Annotated in this window: 10 protein-coding genes and 2 tRNA genes; 7 read left to right on the plus strand and 5 right to left on the minus strand. The window is 65.5% G+C overall.

What is annotated here, in order from left to right:
• The first annotated feature begins 297 nt into the window (after window positions 1–297).
• From dnaN to gyrB, 5 genes are all read left to right on the plus strand, one after another.
• Window positions 298–1,416, plus strand: a complete 1,119-nt coding sequence (dnaN, locus tag C0V75_RS04270; RefSeq protein WP_101919911.1) for a DNA polymerase III subunit beta — start codon at window positions 298–300, stop codon at window positions 1,414–1,416.
• 26 nt (window positions 1,417–1,442) lie between these two features.
• On the plus strand, window positions 1,443–2,546 hold the full coding sequence (gene recF, locus C0V75_RS04275; protein ID WP_371410658.1) for a DNA replication/repair protein RecF: 1,104 nt from the start codon (window positions 1,443–1,445) through the stop codon (window positions 2,544–2,546).
• A complete protein-coding gene (locus tag C0V75_RS04280) occupies window positions 2,543–2,977 on the plus strand; it encodes a VOC family protein (RefSeq protein ID WP_101919622.1) in 435 nt (144 codons plus the stop codon). The genes recF and C0V75_RS04280 overlap by 4 nt, the downstream gene beginning before the upstream one ends.
• The gene (locus tag C0V75_RS04285; RefSeq protein ID WP_101919623.1) at window positions 2,974–3,594 is read left to right on the plus strand and encodes a LysE family translocator; all 621 of its coding nucleotides are present in this window, start codon (window positions 2,974–2,976) and stop codon (window positions 3,592–3,594) included. Before C0V75_RS04280 ends, C0V75_RS04285 begins: the two co-directional genes overlap by 4 nt.
• Window positions 3,595–3,674: 80 nt before the next feature.
• Window positions 3,675–6,125, plus strand: a complete 2,451-nt coding sequence (gyrB, locus tag C0V75_RS04290) for a DNA topoisomerase (ATP-hydrolyzing) subunit B (RefSeq protein WP_101919624.1) — start codon at window positions 3,675–3,677, stop codon at window positions 6,123–6,125.
• A gap of 18 nt (window positions 6,126–6,143) precedes the next feature.
• Here the strand turns inward: gyrB and C0V75_RS04295 are convergent.
• Window positions 6,144–6,219: transfer RNA gene (locus C0V75_RS04295), tRNA-Arg, on the minus strand.
• Between the two features lie 270 nt (window positions 6,220–6,489).
• On the opposite strand from C0V75_RS04295, the gene C0V75_RS04305 reads away from it, so the two are divergent.
• Entirely contained in the window at window positions 6,490–7,518 is a 1,029-nt protein-coding gene (locus C0V75_RS04305; protein WP_256377151.1) for a LacI family DNA-binding transcriptional regulator, read from the plus strand.
• Here the strand turns inward: C0V75_RS04305 and C0V75_RS04310 are convergent.
• From C0V75_RS04310 to dapF, 3 genes are read right to left on the minus strand one after another with little or no spacing between them, the layout of a single operon-like run.
• Complete coding sequence (locus C0V75_RS04310) at window positions 7,515–8,321, minus strand: alpha/beta hydrolase (protein WP_101919627.1); 807 nt, start codon at window positions 8,319–8,321, stop codon at window positions 7,515–7,517. The two genes, C0V75_RS04305 and C0V75_RS04310, sit on opposite strands and share 4 nt — an antisense overlap.
• Window position 8,322: 1 nt before the next feature.
• Window positions 8,323–9,588 (minus strand): tRNA (N(6)-L-threonylcarbamoyladenosine(37)-C(2))-methylthiotransferase MtaB, encoded by a 1,266-nt coding sequence (gene mtaB / locus C0V75_RS04315; RefSeq protein ID WP_101919628.1) that lies wholly within the window; start codon window positions 9,586–9,588, stop codon window positions 8,323–8,325.
• Window positions 9,585–10,424 (minus strand): diaminopimelate epimerase, encoded by an 840-nt coding sequence (dapF, locus tag C0V75_RS04320; protein ID WP_371410665.1) that lies wholly within the window; start codon window positions 10,422–10,424, stop codon window positions 9,585–9,587. The genes mtaB and dapF overlap by 4 nt, the downstream gene beginning before the upstream one ends.
• A gap of 94 nt (window positions 10,425–10,518) precedes the next feature.
• Between dapF and C0V75_RS04325 the strand changes: the two genes are divergently transcribed.
• Window positions 10,519–10,594, plus strand: a tRNA-Lys gene (locus C0V75_RS04325).
• Between the two features lie 157 nt (window positions 10,595–10,751).
• Here C0V75_RS04325 and C0V75_RS22705 read toward each other — a convergent pair.
• The gene (locus C0V75_RS22705; protein WP_143710379.1) at window positions 10,752–11,051 is read right to left on the minus strand and encodes a hypothetical protein; all 300 of its coding nucleotides are present in this window, start codon (window positions 11,049–11,051) and stop codon (window positions 10,752–10,754) included.
• Window positions 11,052–11,056: the final 5 nt, after the last annotated feature.

Below are 11,056 nucleotides of genomic sequence, written 5' to 3' on the forward strand. Positions count from 1 at the left end.
CCCCGCCCCCGGCCCCGCGCCGGGGCCTCCCGACTTTCGGGACGCGCCGTCGATTCGTCATCTCATGGTTAACAGATCGCGCCCAAACCGCGCGTGGCCACAGTCTGCTGCACAGTTTGCGGCACAACATCCGGCACAGCCGATTTGCGCCGGATCGCCGGGTAAAGCCAACGCCCGCAGCAGGTTGCGACAATTGCGCCGCGCCCCACGGCGCAGACGCGCCAAACCGCTTGTGAACCGCCTGAAAACGGCTACTTTCTGCTTCCCCGTGGGGGGCAAGAGCAAGGGATGGTCACCATGAAACTCTCGATCGAACGCGGCACGCTGCTCAAGGCCTTGGCGCAGGCGCAATCCGTCGTGGAACGCCGCAACACCATCCCGATCCTCGCCAATGTGCTGATCGAGGCGGACGGCGCGCAAGTCAGCCTCCGCGCCACCGATCTCGATATCGAAGTGGTTGATCGCGCCCCAGCCATGGTGGAACGCGCCGGCGCCACCACCGTATCTGCCGTGATGCTGCATGAAATCGTGCGCAAACTGCCCGACGGCGCGCTTGTGAACCTGACCGAAGACAGCGCCACCGGCCGCCTCACCATCACCGCCGGACGCTCCACCTTCAGCCTCGCCACCCTCCCGAAAGAGGACTTCCCCGTGATGGCCTCGTCGGAATACACGACGAACTTCTCGGCCAAGGCCGCCGAACTCCGCCGCCTGTTCGACAAGGCGAAATTCGCGATTTCGACCGAGGAAACAAGGTATTACCTGAACGGCGTCTATATGCACACCGCCACCGGCGAAAACGGCCCCGTGCTGCGCTGCGTCGCCACCGACGGCCACCGCCTCGCCCGCATCGACGCCCCCCTTCCGGACGGCGCGCAAGGCATGGCCGGCGTCATCGTCCCGCGCAAGACCGTGGGCGAACTCCGCAAACTGCTGGACGAAGACGATGCCGCCATCGCCGTCTCGGTCAGCGAAACCAAGGTCCGCTTCGCCACCCCCGCCATCACCCTGACCTCCAAGGTCATCGACGGCACCTTCCCCGATTACACCCGCGTCATCCCCACCGGCAACACCCGCCGCCTGGAAGTGGACGCCTCCGAATTCGCCAAGGCCGTGGACCGCGTCGCCACCGTCTCTTCCGAACGCTCCCGCGCGGTGAAACTCTCCCTCGACGAAGACCGCCTGATCCTCTCTGTCAACGCGCCCGACTCGGGCGCCGCAGAAGAGGAACTCGCCGTCGCCTATGGCGATGAACGGCTGGAAATCGGCTTCAACGCCAAATACTTGCTGGAAATCGCCAGCCAGGTCGACCGCGAAAATGCCGTCTTCCTCTTCAACTCCTCCGGCGACCCCACGCTCATGCGCGAAGGCAATGACACCAGCGCCGTCTATGTCGTGATGCCGATGCGGGTGTGACGCCCACCCTCTGAACCGAAAGAAGAATGGAGATTGGGGTGGGTGGCCTGACCCTCTCGACACTCACCCTTTCCCATTTCCGCAGCCACCGCCTGGCGCGGATCGAACTGGACGGCCGCCCCGTGGCCATCTCCGGCCCGAATGGCGCGGGCAAGACCAACATCCTCGAAGCCGTCTCCCTCCTCTCCCCCGGCCGGGGCCTGCGCCGTGCAGCAACAGACGATCTGGCCCGCAAGCCCGATGCCATCGGCTGGAAGATCCGCGCCGAAACCGCCGCCCCCTTCCACGAGATCGAAACCTTCGCCGAAGGCGGCGAGTCGCGTCAGGTCCGCATCGACGGAAAGGCCGCCCCGCAGGTGGCACTGGCCCGTATCCTGCGCATCCTCTGGCTCGTCCCGGCAATGGACAGGCTCTGGATCGAAGCCGCCGAAGGCCGTCGCCGCTTCCTCGACCGCATGACCCTCAGCTTTGCCCCCGATCACGCCGAGGCGGTGCTGACCTATGAAAAGGCCATGCGCGACCGCAACCGCCTGCTGAAGGACATGGTGCAGGACGCGCATTGGTACATCGCACTGGAATCGCAGATGGCCGAGGCCGCGTCGCAGATCACCGCCAACCGCCAGCACGCCCTGGCCCGCATTGCCACGGCGCAACAGGGCGCGGAAACCGCCTTTCCCGCCGCCGACCTGTCGCTGATCGGCCCGGAGGGCGAGGATATCCCCGACGATCTCGCCCCCGCGCTGGCCGCCAACCGCCGCCGCGACATGGCCGCAGGCCGCACCCTCCTTGGCCCCCACCGCGCCGATCTTGCCGCCATCTACAGCGCCAAGGGTGCGCCCGCCGACCAATGCTCCACCGGCGAACAGAAGGCGCTTCTCATCTCGCTCATCCTCGCCAATGCCCGCGCCCTTGCCACCGATCTCGGCGCTCCCCCCATCCTGCTGCTGGACGAGGTCGCCGCCCATCTCGATCAGAACCGCCGCGCCGCCCTTTATGACGAGATTTGCGCCCTTCGCGCACAGGCCTTGATGACCGGCACCGAACCGGGGCTGTTTGACAGTCTCGGCGACAGGGCGCAAAGCTTCACCGTCGCCGAAGAGGGCGGCATGTCCAAGGTCACGCCGCTATGACGCCCCAGCGCATCACCCTCATCACGCTCGGCACCCGCGACCTTGCCGCCGCCCGCGCCTTCTACGCCCGTCTCGGCTGGCTCGAACATCCCGAAAGCCAGCCAGGCATCGCCTTTTTCCAACTGCACGGTCAGGCGCTCGCCCTATTTCCCAGGGCAGACCTCGCCAAGGATCAGGGCCGCCCCGACGCCCCCCTCGGCACCGGGGCCGTGACCCTCGCCCAGAACTTCGCAACGGAACAAGAGGTTGACGCCGCCTTCGCCGCCGCCCTCGCCGCCGGTGGGACGGCCCTCAAGGCACCGGAAAAGGTCTTCTGGGGCGGCTATTCCGGCTATTGGGCCGATCCTGACGGCCATGTCTGGGAAGTGGCGATGAATCCCTTCTGGCCGCTTGGCCCCGACGGAACCCTCACCCTGCCCGATCCGGAATGACAGTCACCGCCTATCAACTCCTGCTCTATGCCGGCGGCATGGCCGCACTCTGGGCTGTGCCCGGCCCGGTCTGGGTCGCCCTGACGGCCCGCGCCCTTTCGGGCGGCATGGCGGGGGCCTGGCCGCTGGCCGTCGGCGTCGCCCTGGGCGATCTGGTCTGGCCTCTCATGGCGATCCTCGGCCTGACCTGGATCGAAAGCGTCTATGGCGACTATCTCGCCGCCCTGCGCTGGGTCGCTGCCGCGATCTTCATCGCCATGGGCGTCATGCTGATCCGCAAACCGACCGCCACGCTGAACGCCGACAGCCGCCTGACCAAGCCCGGCCTCTGGGCGGGCTTCTCGGTCGGCGTCGCGGCCGTCATTGGCAACCCCAAGGCCATTCTCTTCTACATGGGGGCCCTGCCGGGGTTCTTCGATCTCGGCACGCTGCAAACCCCCGACATCATCGCCATCATCGCCATTTCCGCCTTCATCCCGATGCTCGGCAACCTCGGCCTCGCCTGGTTCCTCGACCGCGCGCGCAGGCTCCTCTCCAGCCCCGAAAGCGTCCGCCGCCTGAATGTCGGATCGGGCATCCTCCTCATCCTCGTCGGGCTGGTCATCCCCTTCACCTGACGCAATATCTTGTGTCCAAGGCGTGACATTCCCCCCTCATCCCGCTATAAATCGCGGGCAATTCAAGGGATGCCCGACGCATGGCCGAAGCCGCGAAGAAAGCCGCCGAATATGGCGCTGATTCCATCAAGGTTCTCAAGGGGTTGGAGGCGGTTCGCAAACGCCCCGGCATGTATATCGGCGACACCGACGATGGGTCGGGCCTGCACCACATGGTCTATGAAGTCGTCGACAACGGGATTGACGAGGCATTGGCCGGCCACGCCACCGCCGTCACCGTGAAGATCCACGCCGACAGTTCCGTCTCCGTCCGCGACAACGGCCGCGGCATTCCCGTGGATATCCATCAGGAAGAGGGCGTTTCGGCGGCCGAGGTCATCATGACCCAGCTTCACGCCGGCGGGAAGTTCAACAACACCGATGACAGCGGCAATGCCTACAAGGTATCCGGCGGCCTCCACGGCGTCGGCGTCTCGGTCGTCAACGCCCTGTCGGAATGGCTGGAACTGACCGTCTGGCGAAACGACACCGAATATCGCGCCCGCTTCGAAGATGGCGAATGCACCGTCCATGTCCACGAAGTCGGCCCCGCCCCCGGCATGCGCGGCACCGAGGTCCGCTTCCTCGCCTCTGCCAAGACAAACCGCCCCGACGGCACCTTCTCCAACCTCGACTACAGCTTCAAGGTTCTGGAAACCCGCCTCCGCGAACTCGCCTTCCTGAATTCCGGCGTCCGCATCATCATCGAAGACGAACGCCCCGCCGAACCTCTGCGGACCGAGCTTTTCTACGAAGGCGGCGTGAAGGAATTCGTCAAATATCTCGACCGCTCCAAGACCTCGGTCATGCCCGAACCGATCTACATGGTCGGCGAAAAGAACGGCATCGGCGTCGAAGTCGCGATGTGGTGGAACGACAGCTATCACGAAGCCGTCCTTCCCTTCACCAACAACATCCCCCAACGCGACGGCGGCACCCACCTCGCGGGTTTCCGTGGCGCGCTGACCCGCACGATCAACGCCTATGCGCAGTCGTCAGGCATCGCCAAGAAGGAAAAGGTGGATTTCACGGGTGACGACGCCCGCGAAGGCCTGACCTGCGTCCTGTCGGTCAAGGTGCCCGATCCGAAATTCTCCAGCCAGACGAAGGACAAGCTTGTGTCCTCCGAGGTCCGACCCGCGGTCGAAAACCTCGTGAACGAAAAGCTGGCGGAATGGTTCGAAGAAAACCCCGGCCCCGCCCGCATCATCGTCGGCAAGATCATCGAGGCCGCGCTCGCCCGCGAAGCCGCCCGCAAGGCGCGCGAACTGACCCGCCGCAAGACGGCGCTGGACGTGGCCTCGCTGCCCGGCAAGCTGGCCGATTGCCAGGAACGCGATCCCGCCAAGTCCGAACTGTTCCTGGTGGAGGGTGACTCCGCCGGTGGCTCCGCCAAACAGGGCCGCTCGCGCGCCAATCAGGCCGTCCTTCCCCTGCGCGGCAAGATCCTGAACGTCGAACGCGCCCGATTTGACCGGATGCTCGGGTCACAGGAAATCGGCACCCTCATCACCGCGCTGGGCACCGGCATCGGGCGCGATGAATTCGACATCAAGAAACTGCGCTACCACAAGATCGTCATCATGACCGATGCCGACGTGGACGGCGCGCATATCCGCACGCTGCTTCTGACCTTCTTCTTCCGCCAGATGCCGGAACTGATCGAAGGCGGCTATCTCTACATCGCGCAGCCCCCGCTCTACAAAGTGTCGCGCGGGAAATCCGAGGTCTATCTCAAGGATCAGGCCGCGCTGGAAGACTACCTCGTCGAAATGGGCATCGAAGGCGCCGTCCTGCGCCTTAATGACGGGCAGGAAATCGCAGGCGCCGATCTGGCCCGCGTCGTCGAAGGCGCGCGCAGCTTCCGCCGCGTGCTGGAGGCTTTCCCAACCCATTACCCGAAGAACATCCTCGAACAGGCCGCCATCGCCGGGGCCTTCGATCCCGGTCGCGCCGATGCCGATCTTCAGGCCGTGGCCGATCAGGTCGCCCGCCGCCTCGACCTTGTCGCAGTGGAATACGAAAAGGGCTGGACCGGTCGCATCACCCAGGATCACGGCATCCGCCTCTCGCGCATCCTGCGCGGGGTGGAGGAACTCCGCACCCTCGACGGGGCCGTCCTCCGCTCGGGCGAGGCGCGGAAGCTCTCTTCCATCGCCGCCCCGCAGCGCGAATACTACCGCGACCCCGCCCGCCTCATCCGCAAGGATCGCGAACAGATGGTCCACGGCCCCACCGACCTGCTGAAATCCATCCTTGCCGAAGGCGAAAAGGGCCTCTCGCTCCAGCGCTACAAGGGTCTGGGCGAAATGAACCCCGAACAGCTCTGGGAAACCACGCTCGATCCCGACGCCCGCACCCTGTTGCAGGTCAAGGTCGACGATCTGGCCGAGGCTGATGACATCTTCACGAAACTGATGGGTGATGTGGTGGAACCCCGCCGCGAGTTCATCCAGCAGAACGCGCTGAACGTCGAAAACCTCGACTTCTGATCCCTGTCTGCAAGAAACTGGTGATCCCGGCAGGACTTGAACCTGCAACCTTCCCCTTAGGAGGGGGACGCTCTATCCGTTGAGCTACGGGACCGCACGCCCGCCTTGATGCGCGAAAACGCAAAGGCGTGCAACCATGCGCAGGTTCAGGAAAAGAAAAAGGGGGAAGTGAATTTTTGGCCCACCACTTCCCCCCTCGGGTCCGTTGCGTCTGGGTTGAGAGCTTGCAGGACGCGCAGGATATGTTTCAGCCCCGGGAATTCACCCATGCTGTTAGCGGTAACATAGCCGATGACGGTCCCTTGGACAAGGGGGAAGTTTAGGGCTAACAATGGCCAACCAGAACAGGCAGGATCCTCCCCCCGTGACCAAGCCCCCCGGTTTCGATCCCCGGCGCACCCTCACCCTTCGCGATGTCTCCGAAGCATCCGGTGTCAGCGAGATGACGGTCAGCCGCGTGCTCCGCAACCGCGGCGACGTGTCCGAAGCCACCCGCGAACGGGTGCTGGAGGCGGCCCGCGCCCTTGGCTATGTCCCGAACAAGATCGCAGGCGCGCTCGCCTCGCAGCGCGTCAATCTTGTCGGCGTCATCATCCCCTCCCTCTCCAACATGGTCTTCCCCGAGGTGCTGACCGGCGTCTCCGACACGTTGGAAGATACCGGTCTGCAACCCGTGGTCGGCGTCACCAATTACTCGCCCGAACGCGAGGAGACGGTGATCTACGAAATGCTCTCCTGGCGTCCCTCGGGCATGATCGTCGCCGGGCTCGAACATACCGAGGCGTCCCGCGCCATGCTCGCCCAGGCCGGCATCCCCATCGTCGAAATCATGGATATTGACGGCACCCCCGTGGACAGCGCCGTCGGCATCTCGCATCGCCGCGCCGGGCGCCAGATGGCCGAGGCGATCATCGCCGCAGGTTACCGCCGCATCGCCTTCTGCGGCACCATGATGCCCTATGACCACCGCGCCAGAAAGCGCCTCGAAGGCTTCGAAGAAGCCCTGCACAAGGCGGGCCTCGCCCTCGCCGACCGTGAATACTATTCCGGCGGCTCCGCCCTCCTGAAGGGCCGTGAAATGACCGAAGCCGTGCTGAAACGCACCCCCGATGTCGATTTCCTCTACTATTCCAACGACATGATCGGCGCAGGCGGCCTCCTGTTCTGCCTCGACAAGGGGATAGACGTGCCGGGAAAGGTCGGCCTTGCCGGGTTCAACGGTGTCGAACTCCTCGACGGCCTGCCCCGCCGCCTTGCCACGATGGATGCCTGCCGCCTCGAAATCGGCCGTCGCGCGGCGGAAATCATCGCGGGCAAGCATGAAGGCGTGATCGGCGGCGAAATCATCGAACTCACCCCGACACTCCAACCGGGCGACACGATCCGCCGCTAATCGCCCGCCAGCGCGGCCTCGCGCAGAAAGGCCTCGGCGTGGCGCATGAATCGGGGGCCGATCAGATAGAACCAATGGTCATGCCCCGGCACGATCTGCAACGTCACGTCATGCCCCGCCTCGGCCAGCATCACGGCGGACGCCCGCACCGCATCGACCGGGTAAAAGGCATCGCGATCCCCCACCACGATCAGGACATTCGGCGCCTCCGCCCGCCCGACAATCCGCCGCCCCGGCACCGCCCCCGCATGGGCCGCCACCCCCTGCCAGACCATCCCCTGCCGATTGCCCAGCCACAGCGCATGGTTGCCCCCCGCGGAATGCCCCACAAGGAACATCCGCCCCCGGTCCAGCGGCCGCACCAGCTCCGCCTCGTCCAGCAAGGCCGCGATGAAATCCTCGCCATCCGCCTGAGGTGACCACCCGTCCGGCTTTGCCGAATCCGGCGCGACAAGGAAATACCCCCGCTGCACCAGCGATGCGGCCATATCCAGCATCGCCGCCCCGTTCCGCCCCGACCCATGCAGCAGCACGATCACGGGGGACGGCCCCGCCCCCTCCGGCGCCATCCAGTGCCAGCGCCGCTCCACCCCGTCATGCACAAAGGTCGCCGTGGCAAATACCCCGCGCGGCGCGTTGTATTCCGACATCGGCGCCCGCACCTGCAATTTCAGCGTCTCTTCCACCATTCGGCCGGGCGTCACAGGCCCCTGCGTCAGCCGGTCGAACATCTGCGGCTGCAAAACGGCCACCACCCCCAGTCCGACCGACAGAACCAGAACCAGCCGCAACAGCCGCACCATCTCAGGCCACCAGCCGTTCCCCGGCAAAGCCCGCGATCCGCGCCGTCACGATCTGCCCCTCCGGCTGATCCTCGCCAAAACTCACTTCCGTGAATTGCTCCGTCCGCCCCAGGCGCGGCCCTTCCAGCAGCACGCGATGCGTCACCCCCACCTGCGCCGCCAGATGCGCCGCCAGTGCCGCCTCCCCCGCCGCCCGCAGCCGCGCCGCGCGGTCCTTCACCACAGGCCCCTTCACCTGCGGCATCCGCGCGGCAGGCGTCCCCTTTCGGGGGCTGAACGGAAAGACATGCAGGAAGGTCAGCCCGCATTCCCGCACCAGATCGACGGACCGCTGGAACATCTCCTCCGTCTCGGTCGGGAACCCCGCGATGATATCCGCCCCGAACACCATCTCGGGGCGTAACCGCCGCGCCTCCTCGCAGAACCGGATCGCGTCATCCCGCAGATGCCGCCGCTTCATCCGCTTCAGGATCAGGTCATCCCCGGCCTGAAGCGACAGATGCAGATGCGGCATCAGCCGCCGCTCGGTCGCAATCGCCCCCATCAACGCCTCATCCGCCTCGATCGAATCGATGGACGAAATCCGCAACCGCGGCAGGTCCGGCACCAGGCGCAGAATCCGCATCACAAGATCGCCCAATCGCGGCTGCGCGGGCAGGTCCGCCCCCCAGGACGTCAGGTCCACCCCAGTCAGCACAACCTCGTTGAACCCCTTGTCCACCAACCGCTTGATCTGCTCCACCACCACGCCCGCAGGCACCGAACGCGAATTCCCCCGACCATAGGGAATGATGCAAAAGGTGCAGCGGTGATCGCAGCCGTTCTGCACCTGCACATAGGCCCGATGCCGCCCGAACCCGTCGATCAGATGCCCCGCCGTCTCCCTGACCGACATGATGTCATCGACCTGCACCTTCTCGGTCACCCCGATCAGGTCAGGGGCGCGCAGCCCTGCCCCAAGACCGTTCCACGTCTCCGCCTGCATCTTCTCGTGATTGCCGATCACCCGCGCCACTTCGGGCATCGCGGCAAAGGTCTCCGGCTCCGTCTGCGCGGCGCATCCGGTGACGATGATCGTGGCCCCCGGATGTTCGCGCGACAGCCGCCGAATCTCCTGCTTGGCCTTCCGCACCGCCTCCGCCGTCACCGCGCAGGTGTTCACGATGACCGCATTCTCCACCCCCGCGGCGGCAGAAAGCTCCTTCATCGCTTCCGTCTCATAGGCATTCAGACGGCAGCCCAGCGTGGCAAAGACAGGCACAGTCATCCGGCAGCCGCCACGAAATCCGGGCTCAACCAGCCGTCAAAGACATGCGCCACAGGCCCGGTCATCCAGACCCCATCCGCGCGCCAGTCCAGTTCCAGCCGCCCGCCATCCACATCCATGATGACCCGCCGCCCCGTCAGCCCGCGCAGATGCGCCGCCACCGCCGTCGCGCAGGCCCCCGATCCGCAGGCCAGCGTGATCCCCGTCCCGCGCTCCCACACCCGCATCCGCAAATGGTCGAGTCCGATGACCGAGGCAAACTCCACATTCGTCCGCGCCGGGAACAGCGGATCATGTTCCACCTTCCGGCCCCATCCTGCCACATCCACCGCTTCGGCATCCGGCACGAAGAACACCGCATGCGGATTGCCCATCCCCACCGCCACCGGATCGCCCGCCAACGGCAGGTGCAGCAGATCCACCTCCCGCGCCAGCGGCACCTCGCGCCAGTCCAGGACGGGTGGCCCCATGTTCACCGATACAAGGCCATCCGCACGACGCACCGCCGCCAGATCGCCCCGCGCCGTGACCAGCCGCACAGCCGCGCGCCCGATCTCCCGCATCACGTAATCCGATACACAGCGCGTTGCATTCCCGCAGGCCCCGGCGCGGCTGCCATCGCTGTTCCAGAAGTCCAGCGCGAAATCCGCCCCCTCCGCATCGCGGATCTCGGCAAGCTGGTCGAACCCCACGCCCCGGTTCCGGTCGCCCAGCGCACGCGCCAATCCAGCCGTCACCACCGCCTCGCGCCCGCGCGAGTCGATGACCACGAAGTCATTGCCCAGCCCATGCATTTTCATGAAGGCCAGGCCACCGGGGGGCCGCTTTTCCATCATCCGGCCCATATACGCCCCGGCCCCGGATTTATCCAGAGCCAAGCCCTTTTTGCCCTTGACCCCCCCGCCAAGCGCCACTAATCACGCGCCTCGTGGGCCCGTAGCTCAGTTGGTAGAGCAACTGACTTTTAATCAGTGGGTCACAGGTTCGAATCCTGTCGGGCTCACCACTATCTCCCTCACCAGATCGCGACACATCGCCGGGGCGCCGCAGGCCCGAACGCAAGCCTTGCCCAAGGCGCCGCGCGTTCGACCGTTGGAACCTTCCCGCACCGCTTCGCCGCCTTGCGCCGACCCGCCTCCCTGCGTCGCGTCAAGGAACATGCCTTACCCCCCGATCAGATGAAGATCGTCCCCCAATCCCTTTTCCGGAAAGCCTTTCCGTCCGAAGGCACGGCCGCTTTCGCCACAATCTTGCCACATTTCAGCGTCGTTTCGCGCCAGTTGTCCGGTCTTTACACAGCCACGCCTGGCACGAACTGCATTTCCCGACAAAGCCGCCTGAAAATCAGCCGAAAATCCGGCGCCTCCTTCCCATAATTCCCGTCGGGAAATCCATTCGCCGCCAGAAACCCCCGGTTCACGGCATTCCTGAACAGCCCCCGCCATTGTGGCGGCTTCGTCCATTTTTC

It is taken from the genome of Tabrizicola sp. TH137, from assembly GCF_002855575.1.
Lineage (GTDB): Bacteria > Pseudomonadota > Alphaproteobacteria > Rhodobacterales > Rhodobacteraceae > Paragemmobacter.

What these genes read in the sequence shown, in the direction of transcription:
- dapF (WP_371410665.1), bottom strand. Translation starts at nt 10,424, where the DNA reads ATGATGGAAAAGCGGCCCCCCGGTGGCCTGGCCTTCATGAAAATGCAT.
- mtaB (WP_101919628.1), bottom strand. Translation starts at nt 9,588, where the DNA reads ATGACTGTGCCTGTCTTTGCCACGCTGGGCTGCCGTCTGAATGCCTAT.
- C0V75_RS04280 (WP_101919622.1), top strand. Translation starts at nt 2,543, where the DNA reads ATGACGCCCCAGCGCATCACCCTCATCACGCTCGGCACCCGCGACCTT.
- recF (WP_371410658.1), top strand. Translation starts at nt 1,443, where the DNA reads ATGGAGATTGGGGTGGGTGGCCTGACCCTCTCGACACTCACCCTTTCC.
- C0V75_RS04310 (WP_101919627.1), bottom strand. Translation starts at nt 8,321, where the DNA reads ATGGTGCGGCTGTTGCGGCTGGTTCTGGTTCTGTCGGTCGGACTGGGG.
- C0V75_RS04285 (WP_101919623.1), top strand. Translation starts at nt 2,974, where the DNA reads ATGACAGTCACCGCCTATCAACTCCTGCTCTATGCCGGCGGCATGGCC.
- dnaN (WP_101919911.1), top strand. Translation starts at nt 298, where the DNA reads ATGAAACTCTCGATCGAACGCGGCACGCTGCTCAAGGCCTTGGCGCAG.
- gyrB (WP_101919624.1), top strand. Translation starts at nt 3,675, where the DNA reads ATGGCCGAAGCCGCGAAGAAAGCCGCCGAATATGGCGCTGATTCCATC.
- C0V75_RS22705 (WP_143710379.1), bottom strand. Translation starts at nt 11,051, where the DNA reads ATGGACGAAGCCGCCACAATGGCGGGGGCTGTTCAGGAATGCCGTGAA.